The organism is Flagellimonas sp. 389 (assembly GCF_018449435.1).
Lineage (GTDB): Bacteria > Bacteroidota > Bacteroidia > Flavobacteriales > Flavobacteriaceae > Flagellimonas.
On record NZ_JAHCMU010000020.1, the window covers coordinates 66,837 to 87,098 of the forward strand.

The following is a 20,262-nucleotide window of genomic DNA, read 5'->3' on the forward strand; positions in this document are numbered from 1 at the left end:
CATCAGAAAAAATAGGATAGACCGAACAAGAGGTTAGATGCGTTCAAATTGAAATTAAAGCCTTGATTTTCATTTTCAGCACCTGAACTATCTTCACCTGTGACCGAAGTATATTGAAGTAACCCTACAGATGATTCAAATGCCAGATTTTTTGAGGCAAAGAATGATATTCCTGGGCGTAACCCAACAAAAAATCGGTCCGCTTCTGAAGTTCGGCGTTCTTGATCACTTCCAATATCTTCAGACCACGATTTTCCATATCCCAATTCTCCCTGTGCATAAAAAGCCAGATTTTTGGTTACGCCAAAATATCTTCTAACATATGGTGCCAGGGCCAAAGATTCACTTTTAAACTCGGATGTGCTCAACTCTGAGTTGAAATTTTCATTCTCAGTCTTATTAAAGCTATATTCCGTTACCAATCCCACTATCCAATTATCGTTAAAAGCATATCCAAATCTGGGAAATACGGAAACTGAAAATCGATCAGATTCATTTTGTAAAATCTCATTATTGAACTCTGATGTAGACTCAAAGTTATTCGTCCCAATAGACACATTTCCACCAAGGATCCATGTCCCTTTTTCGATAGTCAGCTTGTCGTTGATTTCTTCTTGTGCTTGAATGGATATTACACCAAACAATGCTGCAACTAGTACTACTCTTTTCATGTTCGTTTTAAATTAAAAGATTAAGCCTAATCGCTATCAAGTATTGTTCCCCTATGGCCCATCCAAACTGGTTTATGAAGACTTTAACGAGGCATAGCTACTTTTAGATTTAACTTCCTTTTATTACTGTAATGGCAAGGTATTTGTTAACTTTAAAACATTGTATCGACCAAGTTCCTATGAAAAAGCTTGTTTTTCTTTTTTCTCTTATCATTTTTGGCCATACTATAGTGATGGCTCAAGGTGACCTTCCTACGACACGTCCGCTTAAAATTGGAGAACGGAATACTTTGGATATAAAGCCTACGAATCAAGGAACTTCGTTGCGTATGCCTTCCGTTATCAATGAGAACTTAACTTCTGATAGCAATAACCCTGGCATTAAAATGCTTCCAGACCGAGAATTGGTCCAAGCTGGGCACAATATGGTCATTGATCCCAAAGTAGGGGAGAAAGAAAAAAAAGGCTCTAAAAAACATTTTGGTGATCAATACTTAGGAGATGTAAAAACTACGGGGAAATTTGTGGGCATCGTCTGCAGGGATCATGAATATGTTGATGGTGACCGCGTGAAAATATACGTCAATGGAGAAGTGGTAGAGCCCAATATTTTACTTACTGGTTCTTTTAAAGGAATCAACCTTGATTTGATCAAAGGATTTAATCGTCTCGATTTTGAAGCACTGAACCAAGGTTCATCGGGCCCTAACACTGCTCAAGTTGTTATTACTGATGATAAAGGCGTTGTCATTCACAACAATCGATGGAATCTTTCCACTGGATCTAAAGCTAGTCTTATCGTTGTTAAAGGAGAGGAGTAGGGTTTTTTAAATACAAATTCAAAGTTCAAACTCAAATACAAAGTTCAAGTTCAAAGCGCAAGTACAAATTCAAGTTCAAGCGCAAATTCAAAGTTCAAGAACAACATTAACTCCTAACTCCTAACTCCTAACTCCTAACTCCTAACAAAATTACTCTGCACCAGGTTGATAGGTCTTTACCGCTCTTTTTAAAACATCTTCTTTATAATACGCAGCATCTTTCCATTTTATAGCTGAATACATTTGTATTTGGTCATCGAAGTGAGGGGATTTTGGGTCGCCACTCTGACCACCTGCTAGAATAGTCTTTGCCTTTACTTTTTCACCAAATTCTACGGCAGCCACAAAACTATTGCCACGAGTACCATAAATCTTTTTGGTATCATTATCGTAGCGTGCACCATAAGCGGCCAAAGCACCCCATCGCCCACTGGCAAATCCGATCGGGATGCTGGGTTTCGAATCATCAAAAGGCTGACGGATATCCCCATCGAGTCTTTGGTATCTATTAACTTGGCCCCATGGCATCTCCCAAGTACCAAAATCTGCAACAAGTTGGTCGATTACTTCTTCAAAAATCTTTAGTTGTTCTCCATTTGGATCATCGCTCCCCCAAAAGGTAACACGCTCCATGGGCGTCATTCCCTTTGGATATTTTCCAACCTTGTAATAGTGTGTTCCGTAAAAATGTGCTAAGGTCATAGCTATAGATTCTTCAGAAGTAGTAAAATCCCATTTTTTCAATACTTCAATAGGTTCCAATAACTTAGGATTCTTATCGTCATAGCGTTCATAGTCCTTAATCAATCCAGGAATCAAAGCTTTAAAAGCAGGAAGATAAGGGTCATGCGCAAGTTGAATCAAACTATCCAAAGTGTATCCATCCCTATCTGTCAATAACTCAATGGCATGGACACCTCTAAAATTTTCTTGGTCTCTTGACATGTATTTTGGATAATCTTCTCGTTTGGGGCTATATTCCAAAGCTGCAGTATAAGGCGTGGAATTGCAATTTTGGATCCATCCATTTTTTGGATTCAAAATCAAGATATTCTCATCCACGGTATGCAGACCTTTCCAATCCGTTTTTGGATTGCTGCCATCTACAGGTTTTGTAAAGTCAAAAATAGTATCTCGCTTAGGAACAAAATTTCCATGGAAATAAGCAATGTTCCCTTCCGCATCTGCATACACGGTATTGTTTGAAGAATTTGTTCGGATATCCATCATCTCTCGAAATCCCTTATATCCTTCTTGTTTGGTTCGAACAAAAGATTGTTCTAGAGCCTTTACGGGTTCCCACATCATTGCCGAAGCCGTCCATTGCTTATCAACAGCATGAGTAATAGGTCCATGATGTGTACGATACATCGGAAAGCTTTTCTCTTTCAATCCATCATTATCTTTGTATTTTAAAATGGCTTCAGATTTTTCTACTGGCCTTAATTCTTCTCCATACTGATAAAACAAATTATCATCGTTCTTTACAACAGTTTCTTTGAACTCATCCATCACATCGGTATAGGTCGATGTGTGCATCCATCCTGTTTTTTCATTAAAACCCTGATATACAAAAAATTGCCCCCATGTAACCGCACCATACGCATTCAATCCCTCTTCGCTAACCACATGTACTTCACCCCTAAAATAAAAGGAAGTATGCGGATTGATCAACAACATTGCATTGCCAGATTTGGTCAATGCTCCTGAAATGGCTATACCATTAGATCCTTGAGGTTCCTCCATTTCCTCTGCCTTTTTCATTTTCAACGCCTCAAGCTCAGGAATCTCCATACCGCTTTCATAAAACGCCTTGATTTTTTTAATGGAAATGCGCTCTATATCCCCACCGATACTTCCTTCACTAAAATACATGGGCATCCAAGGTTCAAAACGGGTCAATAATTTAGGTTTTACCTCGGGATGGGTATGCAGATAATAATTAATTCCGTCAGCGAAGGCATCGCACAATTTCTTCAACCAATCCGGGCTCTTTTCATAGTTCGCCTTGGCTTCCTCTTCTGTCATAAAAAGTTTGGCACGAAGATCACTATACAACGCCTCTTCACCCTCTACTTCTGCCAACCTTCCAGTAGCCCAGATATAGTTTTGTTCCACACGGTTAAAGTCGTCTTCACACTGCGCATACAATAATCCAAAAACGGCATCTGCATCGGTTTTACCATATATGTGCGGAACCCCATAATCATCCCTGATTATAGTGATGTTCTCAGCTTGTGACTTCCATTTTTCAATTTCAGTTAGTGCTTTCTGGTCTTGTGGTTTGGATGAACAGCTTACCAGAAAAAATAAAGTAATCAAGGATAGTACTCTCATGGCATTATATTTAAGCTTTTTTTAAAAATTGGGTTTTCAACACAATTTGTGCCTTACCTACCCTACATTCTACTTCTTGAGGGCTTCCGGTCAAACGGATATTTTTAATGACATTTCCTCTTTTTAAGGTTTTGGACATGCCCTTAATCTTCAAATCCTTGGTCACGTGAACATTATCACCATCCTCTAAAACGTTACCATTACTATCCTTTGTATCCATAAATAGTTGTTTAGGTGTGAAATTAAGTGTCTCAAAAGATAAATACTAACATTTGAATCAAAAAACTTCAACTCAATATTACCATTGGTAATCCCAATGGTTTTTAAAGTAACTTGCGGCTTCTTTTAATACCATTTATGTCAGAAAAAAAAGTAAGCATTTTAAAGGCCTTTAAAATCATTATTTGGCCTAGAAGAAATCTTGTCTTTACCGGACTTTTACTAATTGTAATTAGTAAAGCTTCAAGTTTTGTAGCACCTATATCCCTTAGATATTTTCTAGATGATATCGTACCCAACAAGAATTATGATTTTTTGAAAATTCTTGTTGCCATTGTCATTGCCTCATTTTTGGTTCAAGCAATAATGTCCTTTCTGTTGACCAAAGTTTTGAGCATTCAAGCGCAGTTTATGATATCTGAACTTAGAGCACAAGTACAAAAACAAGTTCTCTCACTGCCCATTCGTTTCTTTGATAACACAAAATCCGGCGCTTTGGTTTCTAGGATTATGAGCGATGTTGAAGGAGTGCGTAATCTTATCGGGACCGGATTGGTTCAATTGGTAGGAGGCACCATTACTGCAGTTGTTTCACTGATTTTACTACTAAGAATAAGTCCCCGAATGACCCTTTTGACCTTTATTCCACTGATTTTATTTGCAATCATTGCTTTAAAAGCGTTCAAAATAATACGCCCTGTTTTCCGAGAACGTGGTAAAATCAATGCCGAGGTAAAGGGACGACTTACAGAAACGTTAAGTGGGATTAGAGTAATCAAAGGATTCAATGCAGAAGTACAAGAAGGGAAAGTTTTTGAAACCGGCGTAGAACGATTGTTCAAAAATGTAAAAAAAAGTTTGACGGCCACTGCGATAATGACAAGCTCATCCACGTTTCTTTTAGGATTGGCCACTACGGGAATTATGATGGGTTATGGTGGTTATAAAATGATGCAGGGCGAACTTACTACCGGGCAATATTTTGAATTTACGTTTCTGCTCGCATTAATGGTCGCACCAATCGTTCAAATGAGCAATATAGGCAGCCAACTTACAGAAGCCTTGGCAGGTTTGGATCGCACAGAGGAGCTGATGAACGAAACAGCTGAGTCCGACGAAAAAAATAGAGCCATTCAATTGGATGCTATTCACGGCGACATTAGTTTCAATACCGTTTCTTTTTCTTATGAAGAGGATGAAGAGGTTTTACACAGCATTAGTTTTAAGGTTAAATCAGGACAGGTAATCGCATTGGTGGGCAGTTCGGGTTCTGGAAAGTCTACAATTGCCGGGTTGGCCGCCAGTTTTTTAAATCCGAGCAAGGGTACAATCACCATTGACGGCCATGATTTATCAAAAGTAAACCTCAATAGTTTTAGACAGCACTTAGGGGTTGTACTCCAAGACGATTTTTTGTTTGAGGGCACAATTCGGGAAAATATTCTTTTTCCTAGACCCAACGCTTCCGAGGAAAGGTTGTTGGAAGCGGTAAAAGCTGCCTATGTAAATGAGTTTACGGATAGATTTGATGATGGCCTCGACACCTTGATCGGGGAACGCGGCGTGAAGCTTTCTGGAGGACAACGCCAACGTATCGCTATTGCTCGTGCTATTTTAGCGAATCCAAGGATACTAATTTTAGACGAAGCAACCTCTAGTCTGGATACAGAATCTGAGGCACTTATTCAAAAGAGTTTAGCAGAATTGACAAAGGGCAGAACCACTTTTGTCATTGCACACCGTCTAAGTACAATCCGAAAAGCAGACCAAATTTTAGTAATCGAAAATGGAAATATTGCCGAACAGGGCACCCATGAAGAATTGATTGCCTCTGAAGGAAGGTATTATAATCTGTTTACGTATCAGGCGAGAATTTGAGTTAGAACGCTAACGCTTATAGATATAAAACTTTAGACCGCTACGCTGCTAGATTTTATATTACATATTGTTAATCGTTCACAATGAAACGAAAAATAATTAAAAAGATCTCCGCCACGCTCAATATGACAGGGCTAAACCTCCTCAGGGGCCAATTCCACTTCCAAACCATCCAAATCATTCGTCATATGAATTTGGCATCCCAATCGGCTATTATCTTCTACGAAAAACGCTTCGGAAAGCATCGCTTCTTCTTCATCAGACTTTTCTGGAAGTGTGTGCTTGGATTTTATATAACATTGGCAAGAAGCACACATAGCCATTCCACCACAAATTCCAATAGTACCTTCTGGAGCAAGCTCGTAGGAGCGTACAACTTCCATCAGGTTCATGTTCATATCGGTAGGGGCGTCCACTTCGTGCAGCGTTCCTTCTCGGTCGGTTATTTTGATTTTGATATCGGACATTGATTTGGTTAGTTAGTGAAAAATAGTGTGTTAGTGCTATAGTTGCTAGTGAAATAGTGGTTGAGACTTATTTGCTTTATTTCATTGATTTGATAAATGAATACAACATTTTTGAAATTTCATTTGTAGCTTCAATCAATTCCCTAGAGCTCTTTGATTGCAAATAATCTAATCTTTCTGATAAATAAAGCATTGACCTTAACTCACTATTTGATGCTAGGGCAAAATAAAGAAATCTTTTAAAATCAGCATTCGATTGTCGTTCAAAACCTTCTGCAATATTATTTGATATAGAAACTGATGCTCTAGTGATTTGGTCTCTAAAACCATAATCTTTGCTTGTGGAAAAATGCTTATAAATCTGAACAGCTAAATCCTGAGATTTTTGCCACATCTTCAAATCTTCAAAACGCTGTACGGTCATTTAAATTTAAAATTGTAGCCTATAATAAAACAAACCATTGTATCGCCTTCACTAGGATACTCTTTATCACTAGCTTACTATTCAACTATTCTATCGCCTTCACTACAGCTTTTGGAGCTTCTTTTTTACTTCCATCGAAACCAGTAACACCACCTACCGTGGTATACTTCATGACATACTTTTTATCTGGGAATATACGCTGATATGCACTTTGACACATTAACGTGGCCTCATGGAAACCACAGAGAATCAGCTTTAATTTTCCAGGATACGTATTTACGTCCCCAATGGCATAAATTCCGGGAACGTTGGTCTGGTAGTCCAACGTATTATCGACTTTAATCGCATTCTTCTCGATTTCTAAACCCCAGTTGGCAATGGGGCCTAACTTTGGAGAAAGCCCGAATAGGGGAATAAAATCATCTACTTCCAACAAGACATCTTCCGAACCATTTGTTGTCTTTCTAATTAGAACGGATTCCAAGTGATCTTCTCCTTGCAAACCAACAATCTCTGCTGGAGTAATCAGATTGATTTTTCCTTGGTCCTTAAGTTGTTGTACTTTTTCAACGGAATCCAAAGCACCCCTAAATTCATTACGTCTGTGGACTAAAGTGACCTCTGCGGCAACATCTGCCAAAAAAATACTCCAATCCAATGCGGAATCTCCTCCACCAGCAATAACCACTTTCCTATTTCTGTAGACTTCTGGTTCTTTAATCATGTATGCAATACCGTTGTCCTCGTACTTGGACAAGTTTTTGAGCAAAGGTTTTCGGGGTTCAAAGCTACCCAATCCACCTGCTATGGCTATGATAGGCGCATGATGTTGCGTCCCTTTATTGGTGGTCACGATAAACGAACCATCATCCAACTTTTCTATATTTTCGGCCCGCTCTCCCAAAGTAAACCCTGGTTGAAACGGTCTTATCTGCTCCATTAAATTATTCACTAAATCTCCAGCCAATACTTCTGGAAATCCTGGAATATCGTAAATGGGTTTTTTAGGGTAAATTTCTGAACACTGCCCCCCCGCTTGTGGCAAAGCATCTATTAAATGACATTTTAGTTGTAACAAACCTGCCTCAAAAACAGCAAAAAGACCCGTAGGCCCAGCGCCAATAATCAGTATATCGGTTTTAATCATTCAGAATCGTATTTGAAAATCTGCGCAACTTAGAGTTTATGAGAAAAAGGGAATATGATTTTTATCAGCTAACCAACGTTGACAACCTCTTCAATTTGAGGGACATATTTTTTTATGGTCATTTCAACCCCACTTTTCAATGTCATTTGGTTGACACTGCATCCAATGCAATTACCCTCTAATTTAACTTTGACAGAATTGTCATTATCTATTGAAATCAATGAGATATCACCTCCATCACTTTGCAAAAATGGACGTATCTCATCTAAAGCTTTTTCTACGTTTAATTTAATCTCTTCTGACGTCATGCTCTTTTCTTTTTAACGGCAGCACAACCTGCCATTGTTGTAATTTTAATTGCTTCGGTAGGGGGGAGCGCGGTATTTCTTCTCACTAATTCCTGGACTACATTTTTTGTGAGCTCCTCAAATGCCTCTTCTGTTGGAGTAGCAGTCTGTAATGCTGCGGGTCTTCCCACATCTCCCGCTTCGCGAATGCTTTGAACTATCGGTATCTCCCCCAAAAATGGTGTTTCTAAATCGTTGGCCAAATTTTTAGCACCATCTTTTCCAAAGATATGATATTTGTTGTTAGGCAACTCCTCTGGAGTAAAATAAGCCATATTCTCTACGATTCCCAAAACCGGCACACTTATAGCTTCTTGCTGAAACATGGCCACTCCCTTCCTAGCATCTGCCAACGCAATTTCTTGCGGTGTACTTACGACTACAGCTCCGGTAACCGGTAACGATTGCATAATACTCAAATGAATATCTCCGGTTCCGGGAGGTAAATCCAATAATAGAAAATCCAGTTCGCCCCAATGGGCATCAAAAATCATTTGATTCAATGCTTTTGAGGCCATAGGCCCCCGCCAAATTACAGCTTGGTTGGGCTGGGTGAAAAACCCGATGGAAAGCAGTTTTACCCCATAATTTTCAACCGGCTTCATTTTTGCTTTTCCATCAACATTTACCGATAACGGTTTCTCCATAGCTACATCGAACATAATGGGCATGGATGGTCCATAAATATCTGTATCGAGCAGACCAACCTTAAAGCCCATCTTGGCAAGGGTAACAGCTAAATTAGCGGTCACCGTAGATTTTCCTACACCTCCTTTTCCAGAAGCTACAGCGATGATATTCTGTATACCGGGAATCGGGTTTCCCTTAATCTGATTTACTTTGGGCTTTGAAGGTGCATCGACCTTAAGATTTATCTTGATTTTTGCCTTTCCATAAACTTCTTTGTGGATAATTTTTAAAATTTCCACTTCAGTTTTTTTTCTAGCCTGAAGACTTGGGTTCTTTATGGTAACATCTACCTCAACCTCATCCCCAAACACCTGCACATTGGTCACCGCTCCACTCTCTACTATATTCTGCCCCTCTCCAGGTGCGGATATGTTTTCCAATGCCCTTATAATATCTGCTTTGTTCAGCTTCATCAATCCTATTTTATTTGCCAGTCGTTTAAACTGATTCTAAATTACAAAGATACGATTTGGGACTTAGATTAAGAAGTTTGGGTATTGAAAATGAAGATGATGCAATAGATAAATATTTTGCAAAAAATAAGCGGAATTTGGGCTTGCTTAAATCAAATTAAAATAATGAAGCTAAATGTCAAATTCAAGCTCTTTTCCTGGATCCCAAAAATGCTTTTTGAAATCGATAATTTGATTGTCTTTTACGGCTATACCTTCATTCTCCAAAAGCTGTTGCATTAGATTGGTACCGTCAAAATGATGCTTTCCAGTCAAAGCCCCAACCCTATTTACAACACGATGCGCAGGGACGTCTTTTGCCAAGGAGTTGTTCATGGCCCAACCTACCATGCGAGCACTACGGGCAGCCCCCAAATACTTGGCAATAGCCCCATAGGAAGTGACCCTCCCGTATGGAATACGTTTTGCAACTTCATAAACCTTGTCGAAAAAGTTTTTTTCCTCCATGCACTAGCTATAAAAAATTCGGATAAGTGTGATGATCAACAAAATCAACATTAACACACTCAGAATATAATTTGAGTTTTTTGAAAACCGATTTGTTTTGGTCTCCAATTTGTTGAAATAAAAAGTGTACAAATACAATACCGAGAATGTGCCTGCCCCTGCCGCAACCACAAAAGTCGTGATATCTTTTGGCTCAAACTTAATCCAACCAGCCTTGTTCCACATGGCATTTAGGCCACTATAGTAAGGAATGGTCAACAGGTTCAATGCCGCCAACAACATGCCCTTGAAAAAGCTATTTTTCTTACTGACCTTGACTTCTTTTGGCTCGCTCTTTTTGTTTCCCTTGGCTTTAAAAAAGAAATAAATCGCAAAAAAAGCAAAAACACCTAAAGCGATTTTTAGTAGCATATCTATAACCTCAGGGTTTTTATAGAGGAATTTTGAGATCATTACAGCTACATAGGCCTGTACCATAATCATGGTAGATACCCCAAAGCTGAAAATAATGCCGTTTAATTTTCCTTTTTCAACACTGGTCTTGGCCGCATTCATGTTTAACAGCCCTGGTGGTACCGTTGCCATAAATGCAGCGGAAAAAGTGACAAAGAAAAGTATGAGTAGATGCGTCATTGGTCAGTTTATCCTAAACTGGATGTAGGTTATTGGTTTTCCCTTCTCAAGATACTGATTTTCATAAAAAGTCTGAATCTCCAAAACCTCCTTTGGACTACCCTCGTTCTTATAAACATCATGGTTGGCGTATAAAATCTCATGGCCTTGGCCTTGCAATAATCCTAGTGTGTAGCCATGCATAAATTCACTATCCGTTTTTAAATTAACCGTTCCTTTGGGTTTTAAAATAGTCTGATATTTTTTGATAAATACAGGATTGGTCATACGGTGTTTGGTCCTTTTGTATTTGATTTGTGGGTCTGGAAACGTAATCCATACTTCATCAACTTCATCTTGTCCAAAGAGATGGTCCACCAATTCGATTTGCGTGCGAAGAAAAGCAACATTATGCAGCTGCATTTCCAATGCGGATTTGGCTCCTCGCCAAAAACGTGCACCTTTAATGTCAATTCCTATATAATTTTTATCTGGATTTTGTTTTGCCAGACCTACAGTATATTCTCCTTTTCCACAACCCAATTCCAATACAATGGGGTTATCGTTGTCAAAAAACGAATTCCACTTTCCTTTAAGGTCAAATCCATTTAACACCTCCTCCCTTGACGGTTGAACTACATTGGAAAATGTTTCATTCTCTTTGAATCGTTTCAGTTTATTCTTACTTCCCACTTATAAATTATCGTATTGACCAAAATTTAATGTTTTAGCAAAACTAAGGAAATCCGTAAGCAATTTTGATTTTGTTGCTTTGTAGTTATGCAAAGTTCTAAACGTATTTTGATTGCCCCACTTAACTGGGGTTTGGGCCATGCCACCCGCTGCATTCCAATTATCAACGCACTGTTGGACCATGGTCACCAACCCTATTTAGCTTCTGATGGAGTTGCACTAGCGCTACTTCGGAAAGAATTTCCCAATCTACCTTCTTTTGAATTGCCTTCTTACAAAATCAAGTATGCTGAAAAAGCGAAGAATTTTAAAATAAAGATGGTATGGGATTCTCCAAAAGTGTTGAAAGCGATGGCCAAAGAGAAAAAGGCAGTAAAACGTCTTGCAAAAGAACATCACTTGGATGGTATCATTTCGGACAATCGACTGGGTGTTTTTTATAAAAAAGTACCTTGCGTTTTCATAACGCACCAACTGAACGTACTTTCCGGAAACACTACATGGATGAGCTCAAAAGCACATCAAAAAATCATAAAAAAATTTGATGCCTGCTGGGTTCCCGACGTGAAGGAGAAACCCAACCTTACCGGCAAGCTAGGACACTTGAAAAAATCCAAGATCAATATAAAATACCTTGGGCCTTTGAGCCGATTTGAAAAAAAAGACATTGTTTTAAAGTACCAACTTATGGTTTTGCTATCGGGTCCAGAACCACAGCGAACTATTCTAGAAGAAAAACTCTTGGAAGAACTTACTGGTTATGAAGGTCATATTCTTTTTGTAAAAGGAAAAATTGAAGATACTAAGAGCCAAGAAAAAATCAGTATTAAAAAAGGAAGCATAACCATGCACAATTATATGCAATCCCAAGAATTGGAAACTGCAATTAATGAAAGTGAAAAAGTATTATGCCGATCAGGGTACACAACAGTAATGGATTTGGCCAAACTGGAAAAAAAGGCCTTTTTTATTCCCACTCCCGGGCAATATGAACAAGAATATCTTGCAAGACGCTTACAAAAACAAAAACTGGTTCCTTACTGCGACCAAGAAGATTTTGAACTAAAACATCTAAAACAAATTGATGATTTTCAAGGCCTTGTTTGTTTTGAATCTAGTTTGGATTATTCAGAATTATTCTCTGTTTTTTCGAGTGTAAATGAAAATTCGGAGCCTACATCCTCTTCACTTTCTACGTAGATTTTTTCATCATGGGCTTCAATAATGTGTTTAACGATAGATAAGCCTAAACCTGAACCGCCTTCTGTACGACTACCGCTTTGGTCCACCCTATAAAAGCGTTCAAACAGTCTGGGGATGTGCTGTTTTGGTATTCCTTCGCCATTATCGGTCACACGAACGATCACTTTGTTTTTTATCAGATTTTCAACACTTACTTCCGTGGTTCCTTTAGGATGCCCGTATTTAATCGAATTCACCAACAAGTTGGTAATGACTTGCTGAATCTTTTCCCTATCTGCGTTTACATAGATAGGTTCAGGGTAATCCATATCAAAAGTAAGGGTAATGTTTTTTTGGGACGCTTTCATTTCCAAGAGATCAAAGACACTTTGTATAAGCTCTACAATATCAAAATTCTCTTCTTCAAGTTTAAGCCCCCCTACTTCGAGCTTTGTGATTAAATCAAGGTCTTTTACGATATAAATTAATCGTTCCACACCTTTATTGGCACGTTCCAGATACTTCTCCCTGATTTTTTTATCGTTCATAGCACCATCCAGCAATGTAAGAATGTAACCCTGTACCGTAAATAATGGTGTTTTTAATTCGTGGGACACATTCCCTAAAAAGTCCTTTCTATACTCCTCCCGAATTTTCAGCGTGTCTATCTCAATTTTTTTATCCTCGGCAAATTTTTCAATCTCTTGGGTCAGGGTCTTCATATCCGTGGTCACTGGTTTTGAGGAAAACGAAGAGGATTCAAGCAACGAAACGTCATCATATATTTTTTTGACACGCCTGTAGATAAAACGTTCTACCCGAATCTGTAGGATAGTAAATGAAATAATGAAACTGATGAATGCAAACAGAACTACAAAAAGCCAGTCCAACTCATCCTTTAGAAATAGAAAAACTATAATCGATGTCGCAAGGAAAACCGTTATCAGAAAAGAAGAACGAAGGGCAAACTTATAGGATTTCCTTAGCTGAATCGCCATTACAATACAAACTTATACCCTACACCCTTTACGGTTTTAAAATGATGGTCCCCTATTTTTTCCCGTAATTTTCTAATATGTACATCAATGGTCCTGCCACCAACTACCACTTCGTTGCCCCACACTTTGTCCAGAATAACCTCTCGCTTGAAGACTTTGCTAGGTTTGGACGTTAGCAAGGACAATAATTCAAATTCTTTTCTTGGAAGCACAATTTCTTTACCATTATTAACAATTTTATACTCCTCCCTATTGATAACAATGTTCCCGACCTTTACAATATCCTCAACATCAGCTTTCTCTTCTTTGAGTCTTCGCAGTAAGGCTTTTACCTTGCTTACCAAAACCTTTGGCTTTATGGGTTTAGTAATATAATCATCTGCACCAGCATCAAAACCTGCCACTTGTGAATAATCTTCGCCACGTGCGGTAAGAAATGTGATGATAGTATTCTCAAGGCCAGGGGTACTGCGTATCACCTCACAAGCCTCAATGCCATCCATCTCCGGCATCATAACATCCAGAATGATCAAATGCGGATTTTTCTTCTTTGCTTTTGCTACAGCTTCTACACCATTAACAGCGGTATAAACTTCGTATCCTTCCGAAGATAGGTTATAGCTGACAATTTCTAGAATATCGGGTTCATCATCAACCAGTAGAATCTTAATGTCCTTTGTTTTCATGGGGTGGTATTTTTTACGTTGATCGCCCAAATGTAAATATAATACTATAACGGCATTAATGCTTAACATTCATTTAATGTCGTAACATTATTGTAACAGTTTTCAAATAAACTCTTAACATACGCCTAACATCGCTTTTACAGCATGGTGCGTTCTTTGCGCCAAATACTTACCAGATAATGAGATTATTTTTATTGATACTTACTCTAGTTTTTACAACAGAGATGATTGCACAGGGAACCACGGGAAGCATCGTAGGAAAGCTGACAGACAAAGAGTTAAACAATGAGCCTTTGGCATTTGCCAATGTATTGATTAAGGGAACCACTACTGGGACGACATCGGACTTTGATGGGCTTTATGAAATTGCAGGAGTTGAACCAGGAACTTATACCGTAGTGTATAGCTATTTAGGTTACGAGACCATTGAAATTCCAAATGTTGAAGTAATTGCGGACAAGGTTACAAATATAGATGTTCCCATGAGTGCTTCTGCTGGGTTTGAACTGGACGAGGTTGTTGTGACTACGGTTTCTAGGAAAGATTCCGAGGTGGCACTTCTATTAGACCAGAAGAAGGCAGTCACTGTGGTAGAAAGCATTGGTGCAGAACAGTTGGGCCGATTGGGTGTTTCAAACGCTTCGGCTGCTACTACCAAGATTTCTGGGGTATCCAAATCAGAAGGGTCCGGTCAAATATATGTAAGAGGTCTAGGTGATAGGTATTTGACCACAACCTTGAATGGTTTGCCCGTTCCATCTGATAATATCGACAAAAAGAACATAGATCTTTCTTTACTTCCATCGAGGTTTATTCAAAATGTATCCATAAGTAAAACATTTGCTCCAAACAATTCAGCAGATCAAGCTTCTGGTAACATTAACATAGTCTCCAAGGACATAACTTCCAGAAGTGATTTTGGCGTCAGTTTTGGAGGTGGAATAAATACCAATGTAGAATCTGTTTCCGATGACTTTAAAGTAACAGCTGTAAATAGCGATATCAGTTTAGGAGTTTTTTCAAGACCATTTCAAAATGATAATTTACAAAATGCTTTAACAGATCAGAGTTGGAATACTCAAACCGTTGATGCGCCCGTGAATTATTCTTTTGGCTTTAATGCTGGTGGTTTTTTAGATGAGGAAGGGAAATTTCGCCTGTATTTCGCTGGAGGACAATCTGCAGACCATGAATATCGTGAAGGTTTGTTTCTTGAATTCGACAGGGGACAACGAAATGATTCCGTTCCGGACGGCGACAACAGATTTTGGAGACGAACCGTCAACACCAACGGTATTTTAGCAGCACAATACAGAATCAATGATGCCAATAGGATAAGTTTTAATGCTTTTGCGATTAATAAAGTATTTGAGGAAACCTATGAGGCCGGTAGAAACGGAGGTGCCGTTGTTTTTGAAGAATTATCTCCAGAAGAACGAGGTTTTCAGTTTGTTAGGGACCAAAATATCAAAAATACCTTTTTAGCTATAGGTCAACTTCTAGGAACACATAACATATCCGAAAATAACACCTTGGATTGGGCTGCGGGATATAACAGATTGGCAGCCGACGAACCAAATCGTATTAGAAACGAGGTTAACATAATGAATGAGGATCCTAACCTAGGTATTCCGCAAGGTCAAATACAGTTAGGAAATGTTGGGGCTTTACAACAACGCAAGACCTCACAGGAGATTTTGGACGAAGAATTTAATGGCCGCATTAGCGACGCCATCACCTTAAAGAAGAATGAGGATGGTGATGCTATTTACAAAGTAAGCTTTGGTGGTGATGGAAGATTCAAACAAAGAGAGTTCAATTCTGTCTTCGAAGGTTTTGACGATAGTTCAAGAGGCACGTTGAATCCTACATCAATAGATAATTTAACAGAAGTATTTACCCAACAAAATATTGATGATGGATTGTTATCGTTCACATCCCAATTTGACACGTATGATGCCGAGTTGACATCTTATGCTGGTTTTTTAGACTTTGTTGGGATTTTTGGCAAGCTTACAGCAGAGGTGGGTCTACGTTTTCAAAGTGATGAGATTAATATAGATTTTGATGTTACCAATTTTATAGACCCTGTAACTTTTCAGCCAAGAGTAGGAACTTCAAATCAATCTTATGAACGATTGTATCCAGCCCTTAATTTGAAATATGATTTAAATGACAGGATGGCGCTTAGACTTGCCGGAAGTTTAAGTCAAACCTTACCAGAATTTAAAGAAATTGCTCCTTTTGAATATATCTCGGCTATAGGTTTGATTGAACGTGGTAATGTTTTTTTAGAAGCATCTACTAGTGCTAATGTGGATTTGAAATTCGAGTTTTTTCCAAGTGCGAGTCAACTTTTGTCCTTGACCACTTATTACAAAAATATTAAAGACCCGATAAACAAGTCCTTGATTTTTGGAGGGGGAGCAAACCGCTTTTCTTATTTCAACACAAGTGAAAATGCCAGAGTTCTCGGTGTTGAACTAGAGACCAGGTTGGATTTGATAAAGGAAAGAGACTCTTTACCAAGTTTAAGACTATCCGGGAATATATCTTATATCGATCATAAACAAGATTTGAGAGATGATGGCCTAAATGTGAACAATAGTCGAAGAACATTTAGATATAGGGGTTTAGATGAAATTGGTCTCGAAGGTGCTTCGGATTGGACCACCAATCTCGCTTTAACCTTAAATACCGGAAATAAATTTCCTTATGAGTTTACCCTTGCTGGAAATTATGCATCAGATAGGATTTTTGCTTTGGGCGCTCCAAGAGCCCAAAGTCCTCTTGATACTAATGGAGTCCTTTTAGAAGATACCAATTTTAACGGCGAAATCATTGAAAATGGTGTCGTGGTGTTGGATTTTATATTCACAAAGGATATCAATGAGCATTTAAGTATAGGTGCTTCTGCAAAAAATCTATTAAATCCTGTTGTACGTCGTACCCAGTTAGTTTCGGACGAACCTGATGTCTCTACCAATACTAGGGAAGAAGAAGTACTAACATATACCAGAGGAGTAAACGCTAGTTTAAGCATTAATTATAAATTTTAAATTAAATAAATAAGATGATGAGAACTTTTATTAAATTTTTTGGTCTAGCTTTTTTTGTAGGGGCCTTATTCACAGCTTGTAGCAGCGATGATAACGGCGGAAACGGCGGCGGAGACGACGATGCACCACCAAGTGGGGAAGAAACAACACTTTCGGGAACTATTGAAGAAGATAGAACGTTAGTTGCAACAGAACAATATACTATCGATGGAGAGGTTTTGGTAGCTTCTGGTGTAACGTTGACCATTCCTGCAGGTACGGAGATTGTATCAAATGTTGGTACTGATAATTTTTTGGCTGTGCTTCAGGGCGGTAGTATCGATGTTCAAGGTACGGCCGCTAATCCAGTTGTAATGCGATCCAACGGTACGGCAGGATCTTGGGGAGGATTATTACTTTGTGGCAATGCTACTACTACGGCAGGTGAAAATGTGACTGCAGAAGTAGGTGGACTTGTTTATGGAGGCACTGACGACGCGGATTCTTCCGGTAACATTGATTACTTAATCATCCGGGATGCAGGTGCGGTAATCTCAGGCGACTCACAATACAATGGCCTATCCCTATATGCTGTTGGTTCTGGAACTACTATCGATAATGTAGCCATAATAAATGGTACAGATGATGGGATTGAGTTTTTTGGAGGTACGGTATCTGCGACCAATCTCTATTTGGAAAATAATGAAGATGATGCCATTGACTGGACAGAAGGATGGAATGGGACGATAAATACCGCCTATGTAACCAATACCATTGCAAATTTCTCTACTATTGTTGAAGCGGATGGTGTCAATAACAACCCTACCATCAACGATTTGACCGGTATTTCTTCTACTGGTGGTTTGGCCATTCAAATGAAAAATGCTTCTGGTGCCACCATCAATGGTTTCTCAGCTACTGGTTTCACCGATCTATTTGATTTTCCTGGCACTTCGGGCCCTGCTGAATTACAAATTGATGATGCTGATGCCGATACTGCAGACGATGCCGTGTACGCCTCTTCTCCAACCAATGCTAGTTTATTTGCATGGGCTACCACCAATGCGGTTTCCGAGGCACAATTGCCAGCAAACATCACCAGTGACTTAACGCTTGATGCCAGTGTAGAATACACTATAAGTGGGCCTGTTTTAGTAAACAGTGGTGCTACCTTAACCATTCCTGCGGGTACCCAGATTGTGTCTGCTTCTGGTACCGCTAACTATTTAGCAGTATTACAAGGTGGAAGTATTGATATTCAAGGAACTTCTACCGATCCTGTTGAAATGCGTTCTGATGATGGTGATGCTTGGGGGGGTCTATTGATATGTGGTAATGCTACTACTACGGCAGGTGAAAATGTAACTGCAGAGGTAGGTGGACTTGTATACGGAGGTAGTGACGACACTGAATCTTCTGGTACTATCGAATATTTAATCCTTAAAGATACCGGAGCTCAAATCAATGCGGATTCTCAATTTAATGGATTAACACTTTATGCTGTTGGTTCAGGTACTACAATAGAAAACGTGGCCTGTATTGGAGGTGCTGACGATGGTATTGAATTCTTTGGAGGAACGGTAAGTGTAACTAATTTCTATGCTGAAGATTTAGAAGATGATTCCGTAGACTGGACAGAAGGTTGGAATGGTACTTTGGCCAATACCTTTGTAAAGCATACGGTCGCAGGGTTCTCAACCGCAATTGAAGCTGATGGGGTTAATAACAATCCGACGTTAACTAATTTCACTGCCGTCTCTGCCGCTGGTGGTGTAGGTATCCAAATGAAGAATGCTTCTGGTGCTACTATCAATGGTTTAACATTAACAGATTATGCCACACAATTTGACTTCCCAGGTACTTCTGGACCTGCGGAACTACAGATTGATGGTGCCAACGCCAATGAAGGTACTGCTTACTCCTCTTCAACAACCGTTGAAGCCGACTTTGATTGGATTAACGATTAGTATACTATCAAGAATTAGAATAGAAAAGCCCCGCAATTGCGGGGCTTTTTTTCTTTACACTTTATCGAGAACACAAATAGCACTAAATGATAATCATAGAGCACCATGCGAATAATCAAATTTTTTCTTATAGGTCTTTTTTTTGGGCAAAGCTGCAATGTTAAAAGTCAATTTCAAAACAATTCCCTAGCGATCGAATGTTTTATAGAGGACAAAATCAATCAAAGAGAATTTGATATTAGAATATATGATCCGCCGCCACCGCCAGAACTTCGAGATAGTATTAAACATAATGGGCAGATAAAACCAGATTCTATTATCGAAAGGCTAGCCCCTCTTCATATTTATATAAATGAATCAATAACTTATGACAATGTCTTTAAGCCAAAGGTTGTACCAGATAAAGACTTTGATTTTATTGATTCAAAAAAGAAAAAGAAAGGTGGAGAATTTCTTGAAGTTAAAAGTATCACGAAAAAAAAGGGAATCATTTTAAATAGTTTTTCATCAAATGATTTTCTTCAATTATATGAATTAGTAAATCTTCAAAAAGGTTACGGCGGCTTTGTAACTTTTAAGAACCTCTATTACTCGGAAGATGGGAGAAAAGCTTACTTTGAATTTATCTTATATCGAAGAAGGTTAAATTCGAGTACAGCTATCATCTATGCAGAAAAACGTAATGATGGGTCTTGGAAATTTAAAATGAAAGCTGTTTCCATATCTTAAATAACACACTGATAACCAGCAGTGTATTTTGTTATTCAAAAAATAGCACATTTTACCCCTCACTCCGAACTCTTCTCAGAGTCCCATTTCTGTAATCACTGTTCAAAATAGTTAGATGGGATGTTGAAGCAAGTTCAACATGACGATAAATCGAAAATTTAGTTTTCAAAATACACAATGGGTACTGATAATTTCTATTTATTAATAATAGGCTATCATTTTGGATTAGGATATTAAAAAAGAAATAAATGAATCAAAAGGAATTAATAGAAATAGGATATAGAATAATTAGATGTGAAGGCACCGAAGAAGAAATTGATTCTTTTATTGAAACTTTCAATAAAAATGTACCTCACCCATGTAGCCTTCCCTAAAAATAGGACAGCTTAAAATTAGAATTTTCTAACTTTAAATTTTAACTGTCACATGAAAAAAA

General features: G+C 38.6%; 19 protein-coding genes. 6 read left to right on the forward strand and 13 right to left on the reverse strand.

Features of this window, described 5'->3' with window-relative positions:
• Nucleotides 1-2: 2 nt before the first annotated feature.
• Entirely contained in the window at nt 3-671 is a 669-nt protein-coding gene (locus KIM67_RS16395) for an outer membrane protein (protein ID WP_213832635.1), read from the reverse strand.
• A gap of 179 nt (nt 672-850) precedes the next feature.
• On the opposite strand from KIM67_RS16395, the gene KIM67_RS16400 reads away from it, so the two are divergent.
• Nucleotides 851-1,492, forward strand: coding sequence for a hypothetical protein (locus KIM67_RS16400; protein WP_213832636.1), 642 nt, complete (start codon nt 851-853; stop codon nt 1,490-1,492).
• Between the two features lie 150 nt (nt 1,493-1,642).
• Here the strand turns inward: KIM67_RS16400 and KIM67_RS16405 are convergent, their stop codons facing one another.
• Together KIM67_RS16405 and KIM67_RS16410 are read right to left on the reverse strand one after the other, a co-directional pair.
• Nucleotides 1,643-3,829 carry an acylase gene (locus KIM67_RS16405; RefSeq protein ID WP_213832637.1) on the reverse strand — a complete coding sequence of 729 codons (2,187 nt, stop codon included), beginning with the start codon at nt 3,827-3,829 and terminating at the stop codon, nt 1,643-1,645.
• Between the two features lie 10 nt (nt 3,830-3,839).
• Entirely contained in the window at nt 3,840-4,049 is a 210-nt protein-coding gene (locus tag KIM67_RS16410; protein ID WP_213832638.1) for an alkylphosphonate utilization protein, read from the reverse strand.
• Between the two features lie 137 nt (nt 4,050-4,186).
• Here KIM67_RS16410 and KIM67_RS16415 point away from each other — a divergent pair, with 137 nt between their 5' ends.
• Nucleotides 4,187-5,926, forward strand: a complete 1,740-nt coding sequence (locus KIM67_RS16415; protein ID WP_213832639.1) for an ABC transporter ATP-binding protein — start codon at nt 4,187-4,189, stop codon at nt 5,924-5,926.
• Between the two features lie 134 nt (nt 5,927-6,060).
• Here the strand turns inward: KIM67_RS16415 and KIM67_RS16420 are convergent, their stop codons facing one another.
• The 8 genes from KIM67_RS16420 to trmB all read right to left on the reverse strand — a co-directional run bounded on the left by KIM67_RS16420 (nt 6,061) and on the right by trmB (nt 11,226).
• Nucleotides 6,061-6,393 carry a 2Fe-2S iron-sulfur cluster-binding protein gene (locus KIM67_RS16420; RefSeq protein WP_213832640.1) on the reverse strand — a complete coding sequence of 111 codons (333 nt, stop codon included), beginning with the start codon at nt 6,391-6,393 and terminating at the stop codon, nt 6,061-6,063.
• Between the two features lie 76 nt (nt 6,394-6,469).
• Entirely contained in the window at nt 6,470-6,817 is a 348-nt protein-coding gene (locus tag KIM67_RS16425) for a four helix bundle protein (protein WP_213832641.1), read from the reverse strand.
• Nucleotides 6,818-6,902: 85 nt separating this feature from the next.
• Nucleotides 6,903-7,964: an NAD(P)/FAD-dependent oxidoreductase gene (locus tag KIM67_RS16430; protein ID WP_213832642.1), complete on the reverse strand. Its 1,062-nt coding sequence runs from the start codon at nt 7,962-7,964 to the stop codon at nt 6,903-6,905.
• Nucleotides 7,965-8,032: 68 nt separating this feature from the next.
• Complete coding sequence (locus KIM67_RS16435; protein ID WP_213832643.1) at nt 8,033-8,272, reverse strand: NifU family protein; 240 nt, start codon at nt 8,270-8,272, stop codon at nt 8,033-8,035.
• Nucleotides 8,269-9,414 carry an Mrp/NBP35 family ATP-binding protein gene (locus KIM67_RS16440; RefSeq protein WP_213832644.1) on the reverse strand — a complete coding sequence of 382 codons (1,146 nt, stop codon included), beginning with the start codon at nt 9,412-9,414 and terminating at the stop codon, nt 8,269-8,271. The genes KIM67_RS16435 and KIM67_RS16440 overlap by 4 nt, the downstream gene beginning before the upstream one ends.
• 171 nt (nt 9,415-9,585) lie before the next feature.
• Nucleotides 9,586-9,921 (reverse strand): MGMT family protein, encoded by a 336-nt coding sequence (locus KIM67_RS16445; RefSeq protein WP_213832645.1) that lies wholly within the window; start codon nt 9,919-9,921, stop codon nt 9,586-9,588.
• A 3-nt stretch (nt 9,922-9,924) separates the two neighbouring features.
• Nucleotides 9,925-10,554: a LysE family transporter gene (locus tag KIM67_RS16450; protein ID WP_213832646.1), complete on the reverse strand. Its 630-nt coding sequence runs from the start codon at nt 10,552-10,554 to the stop codon at nt 9,925-9,927.
• 3 nt (nt 10,555-10,557) lie between these two features.
• Nucleotides 10,558-11,226 (reverse strand): tRNA (guanosine(46)-N7)-methyltransferase TrmB, encoded by a 669-nt coding sequence (gene trmB / locus KIM67_RS16455; protein WP_213832647.1) that lies wholly within the window; start codon nt 11,224-11,226, stop codon nt 10,558-10,560.
• Nucleotides 11,227-11,313: 87 nt separating this feature from the next.
• On the opposite strand from trmB, the gene KIM67_RS16460 reads away from it, so the two are divergent.
• A complete protein-coding gene (locus KIM67_RS16460; RefSeq protein ID WP_213832648.1) occupies nt 11,314-12,426 on the forward strand; it encodes a glycosyltransferase in 1,113 nt (370 codons plus the stop codon).
• Here the strand turns inward: KIM67_RS16460 and KIM67_RS16465 are convergent.
• On the reverse strand, nt 12,351-13,406 hold the full coding sequence (locus KIM67_RS16465; RefSeq protein ID WP_213832649.1) for a cell wall metabolism sensor histidine kinase WalK: 1,056 nt from the start codon (nt 13,404-13,406) through the stop codon (nt 12,351-12,353). The genes KIM67_RS16460 and KIM67_RS16465 overlap by 76 nt on opposite strands.
• The gene (locus tag KIM67_RS16470; protein WP_163417587.1) at nt 13,406-14,092 is read right to left on the reverse strand and encodes a response regulator transcription factor; all 687 of its coding nucleotides are present in this window, start codon (nt 14,090-14,092) and stop codon (nt 13,406-13,408) included. Before KIM67_RS16470 ends, KIM67_RS16465 begins: the two co-directional genes overlap by 1 nt.
• 179 nt (nt 14,093-14,271) lie before the next feature.
• On the opposite strand from KIM67_RS16470, the gene KIM67_RS16475 reads away from it, so the two are divergent.
• The 3 genes from KIM67_RS16475 to KIM67_RS16485 all read left to right on the forward strand — a co-directional run bounded on the left by KIM67_RS16475 (nt 14,272) and on the right by KIM67_RS16485 (nt 19,826).
• A complete protein-coding gene (locus KIM67_RS16475) occupies nt 14,272-17,151 on the forward strand; it encodes a TonB-dependent receptor (RefSeq protein WP_250149299.1) in 2,880 nt (959 codons plus the stop codon).
• Nucleotides 17,152-17,165: 14 nt separating this feature from the next.
• Entirely contained in the window at nt 17,166-19,097 is a 1,932-nt protein-coding gene (locus KIM67_RS16480) for a hypothetical protein (RefSeq protein ID WP_213832650.1), read from the forward strand.
• A gap of 105 nt (nt 19,098-19,202) precedes the next feature.
• Nucleotides 19,203-19,826, forward strand: a complete 624-nt coding sequence (locus KIM67_RS16485) for a hypothetical protein (protein ID WP_213832651.1) — start codon at nt 19,203-19,205, stop codon at nt 19,824-19,826.
• Nucleotides 19,827-20,262: the final 436 nt, after the last annotated feature.